The sequence below is a fragment of the Planctobacterium sp. AWH2_060 genome (genome assembly GCF_056158425.1).
The window spans coordinates 4497900-4518331 of record NZ_JBSWTG010000001.1; the positions used below are offsets into that span (position 1 = coordinate 4497900).

Consider the following 20432-nt stretch of genomic DNA (forward strand, 5'->3'; position numbering starts at 1 on the left):
GTTACGACTTCCGTGTTCTTGTTTTAGTGTCGTCAGGGGTATACCAGTCTGGCTCGAATCTTTATGCATTTTGTTTTCAAGCGGGCTGATCAAAATAACCGTATTACAGAAATAAATCAATTACTGTAATAAAATTACAAATAAGAAAGTGGGATAAAAACATTCTTTTCATACTCTAAATTTATCTTCTGGTGACAAAGTGTTCATTTTGTGGTTTACGTTTAGGATAAAAATTCTATTTTTTGAATCCTTATTAAAATCACCCATTAATAGAACAGTAAGTTTGCAACTAGAACAGTTTAGAATATTTATGTTTATTATATGAATAAACAATAATGCGCTGATTCCTGTCGTGGCGGACTGCGCGATTACTTGCTAGGATGCGGCTAAAAATTTAAGTGAAATGAGTATGTCGTCTAAACCAGAGCAACAACCCGATCCGGTTGAGCAAGTGCAAAATCAACAGCTGGACTCATGGGCAGAAAGGGCAGCCCGCTGGATATCTCAATACGGAGCAACCAAAAGCACGCTGGTGCTTTTCCTATTTAGTCTGGTGGTGACCTGCATTGGCTCCTTTATTATTCGGTTTATTATCGGCGCACATATCGAATTTGAAGATCTCATTACTGCCATTGTATTAACCTGTACCGTTGCTCCACTGGTATTTTTGGTGTTTAGCGCATTGGTGAAACAACTGGAAGTCTCCAGGAGAAAAATGCAATCGGCGGTCGCAGAAATGGAGCGTATGCGAGAAGCAGACATTCGCTTGCATCAGGAATTGCAAAACAACATCCATCAGCTTAATCAAGAAATTGAAACCCGACAGCAGGCGCAATTGGATCGCGAGCGGGTATTTGCTGAGCTGGAAAATCAAATGCACAACCGCACCGAAAAAGAGGAGCAGGCGTTGCGCTACTCGATTTTGTTGCGATCTATTATTGATGCCTCACCAGACCTTATTTATTACCGCAACGAAGAAGGCAAATTTGCGGGTTGTAACCGGGTTGCCGAACAGATGACTGGTAAAACCGAAGAAGAGCTAATGGGCCTGACCCCGCATCAGGTTTACGATGAAGAGCTGGCTCGTCAGGTAGTGATGAGTGATAACGAAGTATTGGAGAGTAACGCCAGTATCACTGAAGAGCTTTGGTTGCGTTTTGCTGATGGTCGACGTCGTTATTATGAAATGCGCAAGGTGCCGTTTTTTGATCCCAAGGGCAACCGTTTAGGACTGCTGGCCTTTGGTCGTGATATTACCGAGCGCAAACAGGCTGCCGATGCGGTTAAAAAGGCCAGTAAAGACAAAACAGCGTTTATCGCCACTATCAGTCATGAGCTGCGTACCCCGCTAAACGGTATTGTGGGGTTGAGCCGAATGTTAAGAGATACGCAGCTCAACAAAGAACAATTTAACTGGGTCAGTACCATCTATGCCAGTGCTATTACTCTTGGCAATATCTTTAACGACATTATTGATCTGGATAAGATCGAGCGTGACCGTCTGGAGTTGCAGCTCAAAACGGTGAACCTGAAAGAATTCTCCCAGGAACTGGGTAGTATCATCGAGTTGCTGGCGGCCGATAAAGGCTTGAGCTTTAAATCTCATCTGATCGAACCCATCCCACCCTTTTTAGAAGTCGATGGCACCCGATTGCGACAGATTTTGTGGAACCTGCTGTTTAATGCGGTGAAGTTTACCCCTCAGGGACACGTTAGTCTGACTATCGAAGCCTCGATGCCTGAAGACGGTATATCTTTGGTGAAGTTTAAGATCACAGACACCGGCGTCGGGATCCCACAAGAAGAACTGGAAAAGATCTTCGCTATGTATTACCAGGTGGACCACCCTAATCACAAAAGTGCCACCGGCACTGGCATCGGTCTGGCGATTTGTCAGCAGATGGTGTCTATGATGAAAGGCCATATTTCGGTGAATAGTGTGATGGGCGAGGGCACTTGTTTTACCGTTGAGTTACCTTTGGCGGTGAGCTCTCAGGGGATTCGCACTCAACAGCTGATGACCCGTTCGCTGGACATATTGTTGGTGGAAGACATCCAGCTTAATGTGATGGTGGCTAAAGCCTTGTTGGAAAAACTGGGACAAAAGGTTTCGGTTGCCATGACCGGAGAGGATGCGCTCGAGCAGGTGCGCAATCATCATTACGATCTTATCTTATTGGACATTCAGTTGCCCGACATGAATGGCTTTGAAGTGGCTTCTATTTTGTGTAAAGAAGGGCTGATCAAAAACACCAGAGTGGTGGCGTTGACCGCCAATGTGATTAAAACCCGTCAGGAATATCTGGACAATGGCATGGATGATGTTATCGCCAAGCCCATTAAAAAGAGTCGGGTGATAGAGGTATTTAACCAGTTATTTGCCGAAAGCGAACCGCAACAAGCTCAGGCGGCGTTGCCAGAGCCAGGTGTAACGCCTGACAAACACTTACATGCTGCGCTGGATATGGAATTGCTGGAGATGCTTCTGGATACCATTGGTATCGATATGATGCAGAACAGCCTGACGGTATTTGAGCAAATGATGCCGAACTATCTGGAACTGTTGCAACTGAGCTTGAGTGCTAAGGAAAAATCAGAAGTCTGTAGCCACGCCCATAAAATCAAAGGTGCTGCAGGATCTGTGGGACTGTCAGCAGTGCAAAAAATTGCCAATAAAATCCAACAGGGCGACCATCCAGCCTGGTGGCAAAATGTCTATGATTGGGTAGAAGAATTGCAACAGGCCTATGAGCACGATTTATTCAAACTCAAAGACTGGATGGCAGCGCAGGATAATGATATCGACTAAAAACAAAACTCCCCGCTGAGCAGCGGGGAGTCATTGCAGGCTATTATAGCTGGTCCGCAGGAACGTCCTTAATTTCAGGCCAGTTGTTATCGGCTTTGACTATATTCCCGGAAACGTCTTTTAGCCAAAACTCATGGATTTCTTCGTTTTTATTAACGAACAATTGTCCATCGACAATTTTGAAGGCTTTGCCATTAACCTCAAACTTTTTACCGAAGCTGGTGCCGGTTGAGCAATAGCCGCCATAAGCTGGAGCATATTTGGCGGGGTTGCCATTAAAAGTGTCGCGGTTCTCTTCCGAGCGGAAGCGATATATAGCCCCCTGGTAAACGGAAGTAAATTCAGCCTTACCCATAACGGGTTTGTTGTCGGTGAAATAAGCTACGGCGTCATGCCCTGCCAAAATCACGCCGTTGGCGTCGGTTTGGGTATCAATCCCTGCCAGGGTATTTAAGCTGAAGAAAACTGCAAACAGTGTAGAAACTAAACGGGTCATTTTTGTATTCCTGTGGTTTAAAGACAACAAGACCTCAGGTGTATTGGGATAATTTCTGACTTTTGGGTTATGAGTTAGAGCGTTTTGGTTTGAAATTTATTTCTGTAATGACTTTTAATTTGAGCGTACTGTCTGACTGAAGTCAGACTTACAATAAAGCCGAGCCTAAGAAGGCAAGTCGGTGAAGACATGGTCGGCAATTACAACTGGTCGTAATGATCCGAATTCGCAATACTACAAAAACGGTTTATTTTTTTGCGGGAACACTGGGGCCGGTGCGCTTTACCTGGCTTCTTTTAAACCTGTGTTCATATTGGGCTCCCAGGGCGACTGCCATGTGTTGTTGGTTGTCCTGGGTTCGTCCCAGGTTATCGCGACTTGTGGAATTAACAGGGCCCTGGGTTGTTGGTCCCATGTAACCTACTACGCGGTTGTGACGTGTTGTCACTTTATCAATGACGTCTTTTCGCTTTTGAGTAAGGTTATCGCCACCGAAGAAGGCTTTAACTTTGCCCCATTTTCCCAGCTCTCGGCCCATTATTTTGTCAACAGCGGCTTTGTTGGCTTCATAACGTTGTTTATAACTTTGTCCCGTTTGTTGATGAGAGGTATCCATTTGTCCTTGTAACTTTCCGGCAAAGGTGTTTTCCCATTTACCTGCACTTTGCTCCATGGTTTGCTGGCGAAATTTCTCTTTCGGTTCGGCAATCATTTTTAAATTGTGTTCGGTTCCACTGTGGCAGGAGTTGGCTCTTAACTGACTGACTTTGGGGAGTTTCATGTTGTCCAACATGCGAGCCACTGAGCTGTAGCTAGCCTTTTCATGTGAATCTGATGAAATACTGTCGGTTCCTGGCGAACCATGACCTTGCACGTAAACGATAGGATGGGAACGTTTGGTGTCCGCACTTTCAAAATTCATCATGGCATTGTCTTTATGTGACCAATCTTTTAGTTGGGAATAGGTATTGTGTTCTCGCCGTTGCTCATCATTCAGGTTATTTACACTTCCAAAGCCACTCAGCTTTTGATTCGCCAGAGTGTGAAAGGCTTTGCGTTGATTGTCATCTTTAAATACGGGCCTGACCATAGGTAAATTCTGGGACAGCGCATGTACGCCCATTCCTCGAGAATTATTCATTAGATTTCTGACGTCATTATGAGGCGAGACTATATAGCGTTGTTCGGGTTGTTTGGCTTTTAGTTTAGAGCGGTCAAAGTTTTTTATCTCATCCATCAAATTCTTACGCGAAGCATTTCCGACATCTGGGTTATTCACGTGGTGACTTTGTAAAATGCTGTTCTTGCGTGTATCAGTAAGATTGGCCGGTTTTAGCGTATTTTTGTCGAAATTCTCTATTCGACTTAGCGTCACATTACGTGTCATGTTGCGCAGGTCAGGGTTTTCAACTCCGGCCTTACGCAGCATTTTGCTGGCGGTTTCTTCTCGCGTGGGAGGACGCGGATTCTGAGGTCTATTTTTACCAAGCATGACATTCAACCCAATTCAGACTAATTAGGTTAAATATGGTCATTAAAGTTACCTATGTAAAGTGGCAGTGTAAAAAAAAGTCCTTTTTTGATGCTTTAATTTGATTACAGCAGTAACCAGGTAGCAGTGCCCAAAAATGCAAAGATACCCACCACATCGGTAATGGTGGTGAGAATAACACTGCCTGCTAAGGCGGGATCGATTTTCAGCTTTTTCATTACAATGGGAAGAATAACGCCAGACAAACCAGCGGCGATCATATTCACCAGCATCGCAAAGGCGATCACCAGACCTAACATATAGTCTTGTTTCCAGACTGCTACGACAGAGGCAATCAGTACCGCCCAAATTACACCGTTTAAGAATCCAATGGCGAGTTCTTTGCTAATCAACCAGCGGGAGTTAGAGGCGCTGACATGGCCCAGCGCCATACCGCGAATAACCAGGGTAAGGGTTTGGTTCCCGGCAACGCCACCCATGCTGGGTACGATAGTATTGAGAATAGCCAGTACTGCCAACTGGCTTAAGGTGGCCTCGAATAAATCGCTCACCATGGCGGCCATTAATGCCGTAAACAGGTTTACGCCTAACCAGATGGAGCGGCGTTGGGTACTTTTCAGTACTGGTGCAAAGGTATCTTCTTCGTCTTCCAGACCTGCCATACTCATCATCGAGTGTTCGGCATCTTCACGGATGATATCAACCACGTCATCAATGGTAATACGGCCAACTAATTGGTGATTGGCATCCACCACGGGAGCCGATAACCAGTTGTGGCGTTCGAACAACTTGGCCACTTCGGTTTCGTCCAGGTCTACTTTGATAACCTCGGGCTCTTCTTCCATGATTTCTTCAACACTGATCTCCGGGGCCGCAGTGATCAGGCTGGTTAGCGGCACTGTACCAATCAAACGATCATAGCGATTGGTGACGTACAGCATGTCAGTGTCGGGTGGCAGCTCTTGTTTTAATCTCAGGTAGCGCAGGATAACTTCTACACTGACTTCCGGACGCAGAGTGATGGTGTCGGTATTCATGATGAATCCCGCAGTACCTTCACCATAAGACAAAGCTTGCTCAGCACGGGCTCTGTCCATGCTGTCCATCGACTCAAGGACATCCTGAACCATTCTGTCTGGCAGACCATGCAGCATTTCTGCAAGGTCGTCGGTGTCCATGTCTTCCAGTGCATCGGCAAGCTTTTCGGGCACCATTTCCCGCATGATGCCATTACGCACATCTTCAGACAGTTCTTCTAAAACGTCGCCGTGATAGTCGGTGTCGATGAGTTTCCACAGCAGCGAACGATTGCGCACCGGGGTGGATTCAAGCAGTAGTGCCACATCCGCCGGGGGAATGCTGTGCAGCATTTTGCGTACGTGCACAAACAAGCCATTACTGAGGGCATCGTTAATGGCATCCAGTTGCGTGGTTACATATTCCTGTTCCAGTTTGTTTTGTTCCATTAGCACGCTCCTTTGAAGATAAGAGTCAGCTTAATGGTTGCCCTGTGAAAGTGAGCTGGCTGGATAAATGGAAACTTAGATGCGCAATTGAGAGCTGTGATAAGGGTGTAGAAAGCTGTACCGATCCCGGCTAAATCGTTAGTTTGCAGATTTAGGTAAGGTGTTCCCGGCACTAATCGACACTCCTTATTTATACGATGAACTGATTTCCATTAACAACCTGACGGTCCTATACAGATTAGCGTTCTGTATACTCAGGTCATTGGTATTGTTCGTTTATTATAGTTTATAGCAATAAGTGGCTGCTGGATATCTACTAATGAAACAAATCACAATCCAGGTTTAAATATTGTGAAACACTACTCAGCTTCGTTAAAGCGGGCGGAAAACAGAGCTGATACGGCTTCTAATGCTGGTTCAGCATCAGCGCCTTCACAAATGACTTTCACTTGTTTGTTTTGTGAGCCTTCCAACATCATCAATCCCAATACGCTGTCGGCAGAGGCACTTTTGCCATCTTTATGCAGCATAATGGTCGCGGAAAATGATGCGGCCAGCTTCACCAATTCGGTGGCGGCTCTGGCGTGAAGACCTAATTTATTGGTGATGGTTAGCGTTCGTTCTGCTTTATTCACTCGTCCAGATCTCGGTGTCTGATTTGTACGTCAGGGTGGGAAACTGAAAAATAGTTGGCCAGCGTTTCGGCAATAAACACTGAGCGGTGCTGACCACCGGTACAGCCTATGGCGACAGTAACATAACTGCGGTTGTTTCTTTCAAGGTGGGGTAGCCAGGTTTCTATCAGGTTTTGGAACTGTCCAACCACTTTATTTACTATGGGCTGTGCTGTCAGGTACTGTGCTACCGGCGCGTCTTTTCCTGAATAGGGTTTGAGTTCTGGTATCCAGTGTGGGTTGGGTAAAAAGCGAACATCAAAAACATAGTCTGCGTCTTTCGGAATACCATTTTTAAAGCCAAAGGACTCAAATACCAGCACCAGGCGTGAGGACTTCTTACCTAAAATTCGTTCCCGCACCAGCTCGGCCAATTGATGAATCGACAGTTTATCGGTATCAATATGCAGGTCTGCTCTTTCGTAGATCGGAACCAATAACTCTCGTTCCTTAACGATGGCATCTGCCAGGGAAATATTGTTTTTAGACAACGGATGCAGACGACGGGTTTCGCTGTAGCGTTTCACCAGAATATCATCACTGGCATCCAGGTAGATGATGGTGAGATCCGTTTTATTGGGCAGAAAATCGAGATTTTCAGTGAGCTGCTCGGGATCTTTAGGCAAGTTTCGCACGTCGATACTGACGGCAATCTGGTCGTATTCACTGACAACCGCGTGGGTCAGTGTTGGTAACATGCTAACCGGAAGGTTATCTACACAATAATAACCAAGATCTTCCAGTGCCCTCAATACCACAGACTTTCCTGAGCCGGACCGTCCGCTGATCACAATTAGTTTCATACCAGTGCTTCATATAATGCGTTGTCTGAATGGCAATTGCGAATTACTTTGGTGACCTCTTTGTCACTGAGTTTTTGAGCTATACGGGCGAGAGTTTGCAAGTGCCCCTCGGTTTGCTCAACGGGTACCAAAATCGCAAAAAATATATCAACAGGTTGATTGTCGATTGCGTCAAATTCTATACCAGGCGAGCAGGTGAGTACAATAGCCAAAGGACTACTCAGACCTTCAACCCGACCGTGGGGGATAGCAATGCCATTGCCGATGCCGGTGCTGCCCATCTTTTCGCGACAAAGCAGACTGTTCAGCACATCTTCTTCGGTCAGTTCGCTGAGTTTTTCGCTGGCGACTAAGCTGATGATTTGCAATGCGCGTTTTTTGCTGGTGATGGGGACTGCACAGCGCGTGCAGTCCTGAGAAAGGATGTCTTTGATTTCCATCCCTTATTAAACTCCCTTAATGGCTCTTGAGCTTTTCTTTATGCTTGATTACCTGCCTGTCGAGCTTGTCGATGAGGGAGTCGATGGCGGCGTACATGTCTCTGTGTTCAGAGGTGGCAAAAACCTCGCCACCGTCAAGGTGTAAAGTTGCTTCAGCTTTTTGATTGAGTTTTTCAACGTTTAAGATGACATATACATTGTTTATGTGATCAAAATGTCGTTCCAGCTTTGTGAATTTTGTATCGACATAATCGCGAAGAGAATCGGTGATTTCGACGTGATGACCTGATAAGTTTATTTGCATAATTGGTCGTCCTTCTGTAGGGAAGTCTATAACAGACTCTTACGTTGGTTAGATGGAGGAATCGAGAGTGATTCCCGGTATTTTGCAATGGTTCGCCGGGCTACCATAATGCCTTGGTCGGCTAACAATTGCGCAATTTTGCTATCACTCAGTGGCTTGGCTTGATTCTCAGCTGCCACCAATTTCTTAATCAATGCCCGGATGGCCGTGGAGGAACACTCACCACCATTTTCCGTGGCCACATGACTGGAAAAGAAGTATTTAAGCTCAAAAATACCCCGTGGCGTATGCATGTACTTTTGAGTGGTCACACGGGAAATTGTGGACTCGTGCATATCTACCATTTCAGCGACGTCGTTGAGTACCATGGGTTTCATCATTTCCGGACCATGCTCAAAGAAACCGTGTTGTTGCTGCACAATACAATTGGCAACTTTTAGCAAGGTTTCGTTGCGGCTTTCAATGCTTTTGATAAACCACTTGGCTTCCTGCATGTGTGAGCGAATAAACTGTCCATCAGCACTGTTTTTGCTGCCCCGACTCATGGCCGCGTACTGCTGATTAATATTCAGCTTAGGCACGGCATCGGGGTTGAGTTCCACAATCCAGCGACCGGATTTCTTCATCACTGATACATCAGGAATGACATAATCTGGCTCTTTATTGTTTAATGTGGCACCTGGATGAGGATTCAAGGTTTGCAGCAGTTTTAGCACTTCTTTTAACTGCTCTTCGCGCAGTTTTGATTTTCTGATCAGGGTGCGAAAATCCTTTGCCATCAGCAGATCGGAAAAGTCGCACAACAGTGATTTTGCTTCCTTCAACCAGGGGGTGTCATTGGGGTATTGTCCTAACTGAACCAGCAAACATTCTTGCGGAGTCAGTGAGCCTGAGCCCAGAGGATCGAAGTGCTGAATGCGTTTTCTGACACATTCTACTTCGTCCAGTTCAATTTCTTCGTCGTTGAGGCTTTCGAGAATTTCTTCTACCGACATCCTCAGATAGCCGGATTCGTCGATAGAATCGATGATCGCAAGCGCGATGGCTTCGTCGGTTTCACTGAAAGGGGTTAAATGCAATTGCCACAGCAAATGGTCCTGAATGGATTCGCTGGTTTCGCCCTGATATACCTGGTCGTCATCCGGACCCACTCCGCCTGATGAAGCGGGCGCTGAAGAGGCGCTGTAATATTCGTCCCAGGTGCTGTCTATGGGAAGCTCGTCTGGTAAGTCGTTTTTCTCCAGAGCATCGCTGGAGTCCATGCCATCGGAACCACTGAATTCGTTGTCGCTGTCGGCGCCATTCAATTCTGCTGATTTAGGCTCTTTTAATAACTCTAGCCCTTCATCGCTACTGGATTCGGTATTTTCATCCACTTCCAGCAGAGGGTTTGCGTCCAGCGCGTCCTGAATTTCTTGTTGCAGGTCGAGCGTCGACAGTTGCAGCAGGCGAATAGCTTGCTGCAATTGAGGGGTCATTGTTAGCTGTTGGCTAAATTTTAGTTGTAAAGACGGCTTCATTAAAAATGGTAGTTTCCGACTCCAGTGCTCAGGGTAATTGTGCCCCAATCAATAGATTATTGTTAGTGTTACTATAGCCTGAATTGCTCACCCAGGTATACATCTCTTACTTGCTGATTTGCTAAAACTGTTTCTGGTTCGCCTTCTGCGATTACCTGACCATGACTGACAATATAGGCCTGTTCACATACGTCCAGAGTTTCTCTTACATTGTGGTCAGTGATCAATACCCCAATTCCTCTGTCTCGCAAATGATGAATGATCTTCTTTATATCATTAACAGAAATTGGGTCAACGCCTGCGAAGGGTTCATCCAACAAAATAAATTGTGGATTGGCTGCCAAAGCGCGGGCAATTTCTACTCTGCGCCGCTCACCACCGGACAGACTCATTCCTAAATTATGTCGAATGTGATTTAAATTAAACTCATCCAGCAATTCGTCTGCCAGCTCTTCCCGTTGCTCATTGTCCAGTTCTTTGCGCATTTGCAAAATAGCCATCAGGTTTTGAAAAACACTGAGTTTTCTGAATATTGAAGATTCCTGTGGCAGGTAGCCAATGCCGTGTCGAGCGCGAACGTGCATGGGTTGTAGGGTTAGCTGATGCTGGTCGATGAAAATCTCGCCCTTGTCTAAAGGTACGAGACCCACAATCATATAAAAGGTGGTGGTTTTACCTGCGCCGTTAGGACCGAGCAAGCCGACTATCTGGCCGGTGCTGACTTCGATGCTGACATCGCGCACTACCTGACGACTTTTATAGGATTTTGCCAGATTATTCGCGTATAACGTGGGCACTGAAATGGTTTTCCTTGTTGGGTTGCGCGTTAATTTTTATCGTCGGTCTGAAAAACGGTAGTCACTCTTCCATCGGCTTCGTTACTACCTGCGATCAATTGTTCTTTCTCTAAATTAAAGCTGATCTTTTCACCTTTCACCATACTGGTGTCCTGATAAAGTTCTGCAGCACCATTTAGCTCTAAGGTGCGAAACTCGACCACGTAGCGGATTTCTTCGGCTTTGGCAGTGATCTTACTGCCATCATCCATGGTTTGCGAATACACAGCAGGCTTGCCCAAGGCAATAAAAATTTCTTTGCCTTTGCCCGCTTCAGCGGACACTCTCACTTCGTCGGCATTGATAGACAGGGTGCCCTGACGCACATGAACGTCTTCTTTAAATACCGAAGTTTTGCGCTTACCATCCACGAACTGAGACTTTGAATCAACCTCAATCGGAAGTTTAAAGTCGTCTTTGCCTGCCCAAACCGGAAATGAAAGCAGCACGCACAGGCTGCTAATGGGCAACAGGTTGTTGATAAATCGTTTTAACATGGTCTTTTAGTTCCAATTTTCGGGTCAGCAGATTGACAGTTAACCCGTTGCTTTCTATCACAAAATCCGGACCTGTTATGGTGACGGGATTATTTGATTTGGCGGTCTTGTTGAGCAAATCAATTTCGACAAAGCTGGTTTCGATAGTTTGTACAAAATCATCCTGATTAAGGCTTTTGATAAGGACATTTTGCTCAAGTTCAATACGTTGGTCGCTATATAGCGTTCCTTCTTTGGCAACTATTTGCCAGGGAGACTCGGTTTCATCGGTGTAAATGGTGTATTCCGGGTTCTCAAACAGGGTAAAACCCAAAATATCATAATGTTCCATGGAAGAGGCAAAAACCTCGTGGTTGACGCTGCCAGAGTCGTTGTACAAAGTACTTTTCATATTGCGGGCCTGATAATTGGGATTCCAGGCTTCGGGCGTGTCATCAATGGCTTGCGGCGTGTTGTCATCGGCAATCATGTTGACATAAAGCGCCAGCAACACAATAAACAATAAGCCAATGCTGATATGAATGCGGCTCATACGCTACTCGCCAGTATTCCTTGTAATTTTCCCTGACTCAATAAAATCAAATCACATAGCTCTCTGACGCAACCGAATCCTCCGGAAACCTTAGTTTGATAATTACACAAGGCCAGCACTGTCGGGTGGGCATCTGCGGGCGCTACTTTGATTGCGGATAATTCAAACATGCCAGTGTCGGGCAGATCGTCGCCAATCGATGCCGTGGCCTGTGGCGGGATATTCAATTGAGACTGCAACTTTTGCAGGGCTGTTTTTTTCTGCTCTTCACCCTGAATAATATGCCTAACCCCCAACGCTGAAAAACGGTCGGACACTATCTTAGACTTACGACCAGTAATAATGGCAACCTCAACTCCGGCGGCCATTAGCGCTTTCAGGCCGTAACCGTCTTTGGTGTGAAAGGCTTTGAGCTCTTCGCCTTGATTGCCCATGTAAATACGACCATCACTAAAGACACCATCAACATCACAAGCGAGTAGTTTTATCTGTTGCATTTGCTCCAGAAGCGATTTTTGCAGGTCACCATATAGGGTTTGAACTTTACTCATTACACAACCCCTGACTTGATCATGTCTAACATATTAAGCGCGCCAATAGGGCGTTGCTCCTCGTCCACCACTATAAGTCCGCTTATGTTGCGACTTTCCATTTGGCTGAGAGCTTCTGCTACTAGCATGTCTTTGCGAGCCGTGTAGCAGTTTTTAGTCATGACTTCGTTAATAATAGTGGCATGGACGTCTTTTCTGGCATCGATGACTCTACGCAAGTCGCCATCGGTAAATACGCCAAGTAGTTTTCCCTGCTCATCTACTATACCAGCCAGGCCCAGGCTTTTTTGGGTGATTACCATTAGGGTATCCCGCACTGTGCTGCCGGATTGCACCACAGGCACCCGATCGCCGGTGTGCATGATGTCTTCCAGTTTCAGCAGTAGCTTTTTACCCAGCGAACCACTGGGATGGGATAAGGCGAATTCTTCAGCGGTAAAGTTCTTAGCATCCAGCAGGGCAATGGCCAGTGCGTCGCCCAAAACCAAAGTGACACTGGTACTGGAGGTAGGAGCCAAACCTAATGAGCAGGCTTCCTGTGGAACGGCAATGGACAGGTGAATGTCGGCATAACGGCCCATCGCAGATTCCGCAGAACGGGTCATTGCGATGATTTTAATACCGAGTCTTTTTACCACTGGCAACAGAGATACCACTTCAGAAGTTTCTCCGGAATTGGAGATTGCCAGTAAAACATCGTCTTTACTGAGCATGCCCAGGTCACCGTGACCGGCTTCGCCCGGGTGCATAAAAAAGGCCGGGGTGCCTGTACTGGCCAAGGTGGCGGCAATCTTGTTGGCTATATGTCCGGATTTGCCCATGCCGGTTACGACCACCTTGCCCTTACAGCCCATCATTAACTGACAGGCCTGCACAAAGTGTTCATCAAAGGCATTTTTGAGATTCTGGATTGCTTCCAGCTCAATCTCCAATACCCGATTAGCAGAGGAAATGAGCTGTGTGGTATCAACTTTCATTGCAATCAGACTCACTTAAGCGACAAATAAATAGGTGATGTAACCCAGGTAACCGGCCACCAGGACACCACCTTCCCAGCGGGTTATTTTGCGCACACCGCGTAAACCGAAACTGAATAGTAACAGCAGAACCGTGAACACCAGCATTACGTGAATATCGCGATTCGCCGCATTGGCATCGATAAGACCCGGTGCAATAAGGCCTGGCATAGCCATTACCGCCAGGATGTTAAAGATATTTGAGCCGATGATATTGCCCAACGCCATATCGTCCTCGCCTTTCAACACGCCAGCAATACTGGCTGCGAGTTCTGGCAGGCTGGTACCAATAGCGATTATGGTCAGGCCAATCATCAGTTCGCTCATGCCGAAGTATCTTGCAATATCCACCGCGGATACCACCATAATGTCGGCACTCACCGGCAATAACACCATGCCCACAATAACCCAAAAAATAGCTTTGTGAGTGGGTACGTCGGAGGGAATTTCTTCTTCTGTATCTGTGCCAAAGGGATCTTTGCGATCTGCTTGTATCGATAACCAGGTCAGGCCACCAATGGTGACAAAAAACAGGATCATCAAAGAAATACCTTCAGCGCGACTCAAACTCAGGTCGGCCAAAAACCAGGCCGCAGTGAGAGATACAATCAGCAAAATGGGCATTTCCCGACGAATTGTTCCTGAGCTGACCATCAAGGGCTTGAATAATGCCGTTAAACCCAACACCAGACCAATGTTGGTAATATTGGAGCCAATGGCATTACCTACAGCCGTATCAGCGTTACCCGCCATTGAGGCTGTTGCAGATACCATGATTTCTGGCGCAGAAGAACCCATGGCTACAATGGTCATGCCAATCACCATCGGAGAAATTCCGAAATTCTTGGCCATGGCAGAAGCGCCGTAAACGAACCTGTCAGCACTCCAGCTAAGTAGCGCAAGTCCAACTATAAAAAGGGCAATATCTGTCAGCATGAATAAAAATCGTTCTTCAGTTTGAAATGTAGTGACAAGGGAATGACTCTATAATGGGTACAACTTTAAAAGTTTAAACTATTTGAGCCCTATTGTTGAAGTAAGTTCGCCAAATAGCTGGACCTGCTGCTTTTTAATGTACAATATTTGTGCTAAATAGTGGAAGTTTTGATGCAGAAGCCCTTTGTCGTTCTGGCTTGAGCATTCACTATATCCCAGTTTCAGGTCGAACCTTAACCCGAACTGGTTGCGTCGATGAATTCTTGTAGGTTGGAATTTATTCCGACGACGTTTTTTAATTAAGCACCTCTGCCTTACCATAATCTAAAGATGACACCCCAGGGCGATATCGCGAATGTTTTTTGAGCAGTATTCGAAAATAGCCTGCACCATCCGAAGCAAAAAGCTAATTAATTTAGATTTACCCTGGAGTATTGAGGAGGGACTATTAACCAACCAGATCCCTTAGTTGAGTTTGCTGTCAGGTAGACTTTTTTCGGCGCCGCAGTTTAATTCAATCACTATCCTTTGATTGAAGTCATTGTCGGAGCGCCGACAGCGCCTTAAGGGGACGGGGCTGCGCCCCCCTTAAGAATCCCCCGCAGCCCCTGACGCGCAAAAACATAAACTTCGTCATCAGAAGTAAATCTAAAGGTGACACCCATATTAATTTGGTTGAATATCCAGCCATTGTTGTGTTCGAAGACAATTCGTATCAGGCCCTTTCGCGAAATAAGCCGAAACCGCAGATAAAACCTGAAGATGGGCAACAAGGATGTATTTGTAGGTCTGACTTCAGTCAGACACCATTGCTGGCTTTTAGCATCTTCGTTGGACTAAAGTCCAACCTACCTATTATCTACGAAGGTGCTGCGCTGAAGGCTTATGTATTCTCGCGCCAAGGGCAAAAGGGGGTTTTAGGGGATCGCCCCTAAGAAATAAGCCACTATATAGAGCTGCAATTAGCCATTGTGATAAAGCTGGGCAACGCAATTTCCAAAAGGCAATATTGTTGAGTTTGACGGTAGAACCAAATTTATTTCCGCAACCACTGTGTTCTATAAAAAATACTGTAAAACGCTAAAAGCCCATTAGATTGACCAGCCGCTCAAAGCTAAAAAAATCTCTCGTAGCCCCAGACTTTTTGTTTCGTAAAAATAGAATATATCTTGTTACTTTTTGATTTTGTTTTGAGTCCTTGAAACTTCGTAAAATAGGACCTATATCGGGGCATCTGATAAAATCTGCAGAAACCTATTCGAATTAACTGAATATCATTGTTACACACTGATACATACAGCTTTACAGCCTACTGACACAATAAGGCTCGAAATTGCAGTATAATCTAAAAAAGTATTCCGTGGACGGATCGTGATAAGGAATTGAGCGGCGCTCTGAACAGCACACTATGAAAAATCTGGTAGAAATTAAAAATCTGACTTTCAGTCGTGGTGATCGCACGATTTATCACGATATCAGCATGTCGATACCCGAGGGGAAAACCACGGCGATTATGGGCCCCAGCGGAATCGGTAAAACCACCATGCTGCGTTTAATCGGTGGTCAGCTCAAGCCTGATAGTGGTGATGTGTTATTTGATGGCAAGTCTATCCCGTCTATGAATCGGGCGCAGCTGTATGCCTGTCGACGCGATATGAGTATGTTATTTCAAAGTGGTGCGTTGTTTACCGAAATGTCGGTTTTCGACAATGTAGCTTTTCCTTTAAGAGAGCACACCCATTTATCAGAAGACGTCATCAGAACCTTAGTGCTATTAAAATTACAGGCGGTAGGTTTGCGCGGGGCTGAAAAGCTGTTGCCTAGTGAGTTGTCCGGCGGGATGGCCAGAAGGGCTGCACTGGCGCGGGCAATTGCGCTGGATCCGAGATTGATTATGTACGATGAGCCGTTTGCTGGTCAGGATCCCATTTCTATGGGGGTGTTGGTGAAGTTAATCAAAGATTTAAACGACGCGCTGAATCTCACCAGTATTGTTGTTACTCACGATGTAACGGAAGTACTTACTATCGCTGATTACATTTACATTATTGCCGAAAAACAGGTGATAGGCGAAGGGACACCAGAGCAAATTAAGAATTCAGATTCTGCATTAGTTCAGCAGTTTTTGCGTGGTGAAGCGGACGGCCCGGTGCCATTTCACTATCCGGTCAACGATTTAAGTACGGCTTTGTTAGGGAGTTAATATGGAGTTCTTTGCAAGGACCGGACGCAACACCATAGATGGAATATCCAAAGTGGGACGCGCGTCTGTGATGTTTTGGGGAGCAATAGTTGCTCGTCCAAGACCAATGAAATCTATCCCACTGACCCTTAAGCAAATGTATGTGGTTGGTGTGCAGTCATTGCTCATTATTTTGGTATCCGGTTTGTTTATCGGCATGGTAATGGGGCTGCAGGGCTATACGGTATTAGTTAATTACGGTGCTGAAGAGAGCCTGGGGCCGATGGTGGCTTTGTCTCTGTTGCGAGAATTGGGACCGGTGGTGACCGCGCTGCTTTTCGCTGGCCGGGCTGGTTCGGCACTCACGGCGGAAATTGGACTCATGAAAGCCACCGAGCAGCTCAGCAGCCTGGAAATGATGGCCGTGGATCCACTGCGTCAGGTAATTGCCCCCAGGCTGTGGGCCGGCATTCTTACTATGCCCATGCTGGCCATTATTTTTAGTGCAATAGGCATATTAGGTGGTCACCTGGTAGGGGTGGACTGGTTAGGTGTGGATGCTGGTAGTTACTGGTCCATCATGCAATCCGCTGTAGATTTAAACGAAGATATTATGAATGGTGTCATCAAGAGTGTGGTGTTCGCTGTTGTTGTTACCTGGATAGCGGTATTTAACGGTTACGATTCTATTCCAACTTCAGAAGGGATCAGTAAGGCCACAACACAAACTGTGGTGCACTCGTCGCTGGCTGTACTGGGACTGGATTTTGTTTTAACCGCCGTTATGTTCGGAACTGATTAGGAGCTCATAAATGAATTCTCGTAAAATGGAAATTGGCGTAGGCCTGTTTGTGTCGCTGGCGGTGGCCGCATTTTTGATGTTGGCGCTTAAAGTCGCGGATCAAGGGATGCAAGGCTCAGGGGAAACCTATGAGTTGTTCGCGAAATTTGACAATATTGGTGGACTAAAAGAGCGTTCTGCCGTGAAAGTGGGCGGCGTAATTATTGGTCGTGTAGACAGTATATCTCTGGATAAAGATGACTTTACACCCGTGGTCAGACTGGTTATCAGCCAGGAGTTCGGTGATTTTCCTGATACCAGTTCGGTTTCGATTTTAACTTCCGGGTTATTGGGTGAACAGTACGTCGGTTTTCAACCGGGCTTTTCTTTTGATGGTGTCGATACCCTGAAACCCGGTGATTTTATTGAAGACACTAAGTCTGCGTTGGTACTGGAAGATTTGATCGGTCAGTTCCTGTTCAGCAGAAATGACGAATAATAGAAGTTTAAAATGATATTTGAGGATACAAAGATGTGGTTTAAAAAGTTGGGATGGTTGCTGTTTCTTTCGGTTTTTTCTGTTAGCGCTATGGCCGACGAAAACCCCTATAAGATATTGCAGGAAGTGGCCACTAAAACTTTTTCGCGGATAAAAGCCGAGCAAGCCACGATTCAGCAAGACCCGGATCTATTAAAAATAGTGGTAGAAGAAGAGTTGTTACCCTACATAGATTACAAATTTGCCGGGGCTAAAGTGTTAGGCAAACACTTTAAATCAGTACCGCGTGAACAAATTCCTACTTTTTTTGAAGAGTTTCGCAAATACCTGATTGCCACTTACGCGGTGGCGTTGGCGCAGTATGAAGATCAGGACGTGATTTTTGAGCCGGAAAAAGATTTTGACGGTAAAAAAGCTGTCACGGTACGAGCGATTATTAAAGATACCGAACGCCCAGACATCAAAATCGCTTTTAAGGTACGCAAGAACAGCAAAACCAAAGAGTGGAAAGCCTACGATATGGTGGCAGAAGGGATAAGCGTGTTGTCCAGTAAGCGCAGCGAATTTGAATCCATTCTGCGACAAGAAGGCATCGAAAAAGTGATTGCTATCATGCAGGAAAAGAACGCGCAAAAAATCACGTTGGAAAAAGATGCTTAAGTCAGTCAACAAGATAAATTTAAGTTTCGATGCTGACTGCCTCAAGCCTGATGGCAGTCTGACCATCGAGTCTGTGCCATGCGTAGATAAACAGGCACAGCAGTATCAAAAGCAGTTCGGTGAATTGGTCAAGTTTGATTTGGCTGATGCCGGCAATAATGATACTGCCGGTTTGGCCTGGCTCGTTAATTTTAAAGCCGGGTTGAAGAAGTCGGGCAAAGCGCTGCAACTAATCAATGTTCCCGATTCTTTAAAAAAGCTGAGTAAACTCAGCGATGCTGATAAACTGCTTGAAATCGAATAAATCTGACAGGTTACAAGATGGATCCACAACAAATAGAAGTCATATTGAAAGAAAATCTACCACTGAGTTTTGTGAAGGTGGACGGTGATGGTTCTCATTTCCAGGTGATTGCCGTAGGTGATTGCTTTGAAGGTGTAAGCCGTATCAAAAAGCAACAAATGATCTACGGGCCGCTACAGAGCCATATTTCCAGTGGTGAACTGCATGCTCTTACCATGAAAACATTTACTGAAGCACAATGGCAAAAGGACAAAAAGTTACTGTTTCCTGACATGAACTAAAGCTTCAGTCACTTCTGTTTACCCTTTCTCACCGGATCATTCATGGACAAATTACTCATCAAAGGTGGCCAGCCTTTATCTGGCACGGTTACCATTTCCGGAGCCAAGAATGCGGCACTGCCGATCTTACTGGCCAGCTTGCTGACTACCGAGCGCTGCACTTTCAATAATGTGCCTTATCTGAGAGATGTGAATACCAGCCTGGCGTTGTTGCAGCAATTGGGAGCCGATGCATTCAGAGCGGAAGATGGTGCAGTCCATATCAATGCAGCGTCGGTAGACAATCTGACAGCGTCCTATGATCTGGTAAAAACCATGCGGGCCTCTATTCTGGTGTTGGGGCCCATGGTGGCGCGTTTTGGTGAAGCCAACGTATCCTTGCCGGGTGGCTGTGCAATAGGTGCCAGGCCAGTTAATTTGCACCTGGAAGGGTTAGAGCAAATGGGAGCCAAGATCGACGTGGCGAACGGTTATATCCGGGCTACAGTCGATGGGCGACTGAAAGGGGCGCATATAGTGATGGATAAAGTCAGTGTTGGCGCAACCGAAAACCTGATGATGGCTGCCACCCTTGCAGAAGGGGAAACGGTTATTGAAAACGCGGCTCGCGAACCCGAAATTACCGATTTGGCAATGTGTCTGCAAGCCATGGGGGCACAGATCAGCGGCGCAGGCTCAGCGACTATCCATATAAAAGGGGTAGCCAGTCTCGATGGTTGCCAGCACAGCGTACTGCCGGACCGCATCGAAACCGGTACTTTTCTGGTGGCTGCTGCTGCAACCCGAGGCAGAGTTCTTTGCAAAAACGCTGCGCCAGATAGTCTGGAAGTAGTGCTGCGCAAATTGAGTAAGACAGGTGCCATAATCGAAACGGGAGAAGACTGGATCAGTCTGGATATGCAGGGTAAGCAACCTAAAAGCGTGCAAATTACCACTGCACCGCACCCGGGGTTTCCAACCGATATGCAGGCCCAGTTTGTTGCTTTAAATGCCGTTGCAGAAGGCACGGGTACGGTCAGTGAAACCATTTTTGAAAACCGCTTTATGCACGTCCCTGAATTACAACGTATGGGCGCTGATATCACGCTGGAAGGACACAGTGCCATTACTAAGGGCAATTCGGTGTTAAGTGGTGCTCAGGTAATGGCTACCGACCTCAGAGCGTCTGCGAGTCTGATCATTGCTGGCCTGACTGCTGCCACCGGTGAAACGATTGTCGACCGGATTTACCACCTCGACAGAGGTTACGAGAAGATTGAGAAAAAGCTCCGGGGCTTAGGCGCCGATATTAGTCGCATTAGCTAAAGGATTTTTTATACAGGCACCTTCGGGTGCCTTGTTATTTCTATGGCT

At 46.2% G+C, this 20432-nt stretch carries 22 protein-coding genes; 8 read left to right on the forward strand and 14 right to left on the reverse strand.

What is annotated here, in order from left to right; all coding sequences use genetic code 11:
- Nucleotides 1-409 precede the first annotated feature (409 nt).
- Nucleotides 410-2809 carry an aerobic respiration two-component sensor histidine kinase ArcB gene (arcB, locus tag ACXAD8_RS19335; protein WP_475231589.1) on the forward strand — a complete coding sequence of 800 codons (2400 nt, stop codon included), beginning with the start codon at nt 410-412 and terminating at the stop codon, nt 2807-2809.
- Between the two features lie 43 nt (nt 2810-2852).
- On the opposite strand, the gene ACXAD8_RS19340 is transcribed toward arcB, so the two are convergent.
- From ACXAD8_RS19340 to ACXAD8_RS19405, 14 genes are all read right to left on the reverse strand, one after another.
- Nucleotides 2853-3305 (reverse strand): YHS domain-containing (seleno)protein, encoded by a 453-nt coding sequence (locus ACXAD8_RS19340; protein ID WP_475231590.1) that lies wholly within the window; start codon nt 3303-3305, stop codon nt 2853-2855.
- 247 nt (nt 3306-3552) lie between these two features.
- Nucleotides 3553-4797: a hypothetical protein gene (locus ACXAD8_RS19345; RefSeq protein ID WP_475231591.1), complete on the reverse strand. Its 1245-nt coding sequence runs from the start codon at nt 4795-4797 to the stop codon at nt 3553-3555.
- Nucleotides 4798-4901: 104 nt separating this feature from the next.
- Nucleotides 4902-6263, reverse strand: a complete 1362-nt coding sequence (mgtE, locus tag ACXAD8_RS19350) for a magnesium transporter (RefSeq protein WP_475231592.1) — start codon at nt 6261-6263, stop codon at nt 4902-4904.
- Nucleotides 6264-6622: 359 nt separating this feature from the next.
- Nucleotides 6623-6898 (reverse strand): HPr family phosphocarrier protein, encoded by a 276-nt coding sequence (locus tag ACXAD8_RS19355; protein WP_475231593.1) that lies wholly within the window; start codon nt 6896-6898, stop codon nt 6623-6625.
- On the reverse strand, nt 6895-7740 hold the full coding sequence (rapZ, locus tag ACXAD8_RS19360) for an RNase adapter RapZ (protein ID WP_475231594.1): 846 nt from the start codon (nt 7738-7740) through the stop codon (nt 6895-6897). The genes ACXAD8_RS19355 and rapZ overlap by 4 nt, the downstream gene beginning before the upstream one ends.
- A complete protein-coding gene (gene ptsN / locus ACXAD8_RS19365; RefSeq protein WP_475231595.1) occupies nt 7737-8180 on the reverse strand; it encodes a PTS IIA-like nitrogen regulatory protein PtsN in 444 nt (147 codons plus the stop codon). The genes rapZ and ptsN overlap by 4 nt, the downstream gene beginning before the upstream one ends.
- 16 nt (nt 8181-8196) lie before the next feature.
- Nucleotides 8197-8484 carry a ribosome hibernation promoting factor gene (gene hpf / locus ACXAD8_RS19370; RefSeq protein WP_475231597.1) on the reverse strand — a complete coding sequence of 96 codons (288 nt, stop codon included), beginning with the start codon at nt 8482-8484 and terminating at the stop codon, nt 8197-8199.
- Nucleotides 8485-8510: 26 nt separating this feature from the next.
- Complete coding sequence (locus tag ACXAD8_RS19375; protein ID WP_475231598.1) at nt 8511-10004, reverse strand: RNA polymerase factor sigma-54; 1494 nt, start codon at nt 10002-10004, stop codon at nt 8511-8513.
- Nucleotides 10005-10075: 71 nt separating this feature from the next.
- Nucleotides 10076-10801 carry an LPS export ABC transporter ATP-binding protein gene (gene lptB, locus ACXAD8_RS19380; RefSeq protein WP_229528116.1) on the reverse strand — a complete coding sequence of 242 codons (726 nt, stop codon included), beginning with the start codon at nt 10799-10801 and terminating at the stop codon, nt 10076-10078.
- A gap of 29 nt (nt 10802-10830) precedes the next feature.
- On the reverse strand, nt 10831-11337 hold the full coding sequence (lptA, locus tag ACXAD8_RS19385) for a lipopolysaccharide transport periplasmic protein LptA (RefSeq protein ID WP_475231600.1): 507 nt from the start codon (nt 11335-11337) through the stop codon (nt 10831-10833).
- Nucleotides 11300-11869, reverse strand: coding sequence for an LPS export ABC transporter periplasmic protein LptC (gene lptC, locus ACXAD8_RS19390; RefSeq protein WP_475231601.1), 570 nt, complete (start codon nt 11867-11869; stop codon nt 11300-11302). The genes lptA and lptC overlap by 38 nt, the downstream gene beginning before the upstream one ends.
- Nucleotides 11866-12420, reverse strand: coding sequence for a 3-deoxy-manno-octulosonate-8-phosphatase KdsC (gene kdsC / locus ACXAD8_RS19395; protein ID WP_475231602.1), 555 nt, complete (start codon nt 12418-12420; stop codon nt 11866-11868). Before kdsC ends, lptC begins: the two co-directional genes overlap by 4 nt.
- The gene (locus ACXAD8_RS19400; RefSeq protein WP_475231603.1) at nt 12420-13397 is read right to left on the reverse strand and encodes a KpsF/GutQ family sugar-phosphate isomerase; all 978 of its coding nucleotides are present in this window, start codon (nt 13395-13397) and stop codon (nt 12420-12422) included. The genes kdsC and ACXAD8_RS19400 overlap by 1 nt, the downstream gene beginning before the upstream one ends.
- 15 nt (nt 13398-13412) lie before the next feature.
- The gene (locus ACXAD8_RS19405; protein ID WP_475231604.1) at nt 13413-14372 is read right to left on the reverse strand and encodes a calcium/sodium antiporter; all 960 of its coding nucleotides are present in this window, start codon (nt 14370-14372) and stop codon (nt 13413-13415) included.
- A 1408-nt stretch (nt 14373-15780) separates the two neighbouring features.
- Here ACXAD8_RS19405 and ACXAD8_RS19410 point away from each other — a divergent pair.
- Genes ACXAD8_RS19410 through murA form a run of 7 tightly spaced genes read left to right on the forward strand, consistent with a single transcriptional unit; the run spans nt 15781 to nt 20384 of the window.
- The gene (locus tag ACXAD8_RS19410) at nt 15781-16575 is read left to right on the forward strand and encodes an ATP-binding cassette domain-containing protein (RefSeq protein ID WP_475231606.1); all 795 of its coding nucleotides are present in this window, start codon (nt 15781-15783) and stop codon (nt 16573-16575) included.
- Nucleotide 16576: 1 nt separating this feature from the next.
- Complete coding sequence (gene mlaE, locus ACXAD8_RS19415; protein ID WP_475231607.1) at nt 16577-17356, forward strand: lipid asymmetry maintenance ABC transporter permease subunit MlaE; 780 nt, start codon at nt 16577-16579, stop codon at nt 17354-17356.
- Between the two features lie 10 nt (nt 17357-17366).
- On the forward strand, nt 17367-17834 hold the full coding sequence (gene mlaD, locus ACXAD8_RS19420) for an outer membrane lipid asymmetry maintenance protein MlaD (RefSeq protein ID WP_475231608.1): 468 nt from the start codon (nt 17367-17369) through the stop codon (nt 17832-17834).
- A gap of 33 nt (nt 17835-17867) precedes the next feature.
- Nucleotides 17868-18494 carry a phospholipid-binding protein MlaC gene (mlaC, locus tag ACXAD8_RS19425; protein WP_475231610.1) on the forward strand — a complete coding sequence of 209 codons (627 nt, stop codon included), beginning with the start codon at nt 17868-17870 and terminating at the stop codon, nt 18492-18494.
- A complete protein-coding gene (locus ACXAD8_RS19430) occupies nt 18487-18798 on the forward strand; it encodes an STAS domain-containing protein (RefSeq protein WP_475231611.1) in 312 nt (103 codons plus the stop codon). The genes mlaC and ACXAD8_RS19430 overlap by 8 nt, the downstream gene beginning before the upstream one ends.
- 17 nt (nt 18799-18815) lie before the next feature.
- A complete protein-coding gene (locus ACXAD8_RS19435; RefSeq protein WP_475231613.1) occupies nt 18816-19079 on the forward strand; it encodes a BolA family protein in 264 nt (87 codons plus the stop codon).
- Nucleotides 19080-19121: 42 nt separating this feature from the next.
- On the forward strand, nt 19122-20384 hold the full coding sequence (gene murA, locus ACXAD8_RS19440; protein WP_475231615.1) for a UDP-N-acetylglucosamine 1-carboxyvinyltransferase: 1263 nt from the start codon (nt 19122-19124) through the stop codon (nt 20382-20384).
- Nucleotides 20385-20432: the final 48 nt, after the last annotated feature.

Bases quoted from the DNA above. Each gene is read 5' to 3' on its own strand.
- ACXAD8_RS19435 (WP_475231613.1), top strand. From the start codon at position 18,816: ATGGATCCACAACAAATAGAAGTCATATTGAAAGAAAATCTACCACTG.
- ACXAD8_RS19400 (WP_475231603.1), bottom strand. From the start codon at position 13,397: ATGAAAGTTGATACCACACAGCTCATTTCCTCTGCTAATCGGGTATTG.
- ACXAD8_RS19405 (WP_475231604.1), bottom strand. From the start codon at position 14,372: ATGCTGACAGATATTGCCCTTTTTATAGTTGGACTTGCGCTACTTAGC.
- mgtE (WP_475231592.1), bottom strand. From the start codon at position 6,263: ATGGAACAAAACAAACTGGAACAGGAATATGTAACCACGCAACTGGAT.
- murA (WP_475231615.1), top strand. From the start codon at position 19,122: ATGGACAAATTACTCATCAAAGGTGGCCAGCCTTTATCTGGCACGGTT.
- ACXAD8_RS19345 (WP_475231591.1), bottom strand. From the start codon at position 4,797: ATGCTTGGTAAAAATAGACCTCAGAATCCGCGTCCTCCCACGCGAGAA.
- lptC (WP_475231601.1), bottom strand. From the start codon at position 11,869: ATGAGCCGCATTCATATCAGCATTGGCTTATTGTTTATTGTGTTGCTG.
- ACXAD8_RS19375 (WP_475231598.1), bottom strand. From the start codon at position 10,004: ATGAAGCCGTCTTTACAACTAAAATTTAGCCAACAGCTAACAATGACC.
- ACXAD8_RS19410 (WP_475231606.1), top strand. From the start codon at position 15,781: ATGAAAAATCTGGTAGAAATTAAAAATCTGACTTTCAGTCGTGGTGAT.
- mlaD (WP_475231608.1), top strand. From the start codon at position 17,367: ATGAATTCTCGTAAAATGGAAATTGGCGTAGGCCTGTTTGTGTCGCTG.
- arcB (WP_475231589.1), top strand. From the start codon at position 410: ATGTCGTCTAAACCAGAGCAACAACCCGATCCGGTTGAGCAAGTGCAA.
- ACXAD8_RS19430 (WP_475231611.1), top strand. From the start codon at position 18,487: ATGCTTAAGTCAGTCAACAAGATAAATTTAAGTTTCGATGCTGACTGC.
- mlaC (WP_475231610.1), top strand. From the start codon at position 17,868: ATGTGGTTTAAAAAGTTGGGATGGTTGCTGTTTCTTTCGGTTTTTTCT.
- rapZ (WP_475231594.1), bottom strand. From the start codon at position 7,740: ATGAAACTAATTGTGATCAGCGGACGGTCCGGCTCAGGAAAGTCTGTG.
- ptsN (WP_475231595.1), bottom strand. From the start codon at position 8,180: ATGGAAATCAAAGACATCCTTTCTCAGGACTGCACGCGCTGTGCAGTC.
- lptA (WP_475231600.1), bottom strand. From the start codon at position 11,337: ATGTTAAAACGATTTATCAACAACCTGTTGCCCATTAGCAGCCTGTGC.
- ACXAD8_RS19340 (WP_475231590.1), bottom strand. From the start codon at position 3,305: ATGACCCGTTTAGTTTCTACACTGTTTGCAGTTTTCTTCAGCTTAAAT.
- kdsC (WP_475231602.1), bottom strand. From the start codon at position 12,420: ATGAGTAAAGTTCAAACCCTATATGGTGACCTGCAAAAATCGCTTCTG.
- mlaE (WP_475231607.1), top strand. From the start codon at position 16,577: ATGGAGTTCTTTGCAAGGACCGGACGCAACACCATAGATGGAATATCC.
- hpf (WP_475231597.1), bottom strand. From the start codon at position 8,484: ATGCAAATAAACTTATCAGGTCATCACGTCGAAATCACCGATTCTCTT.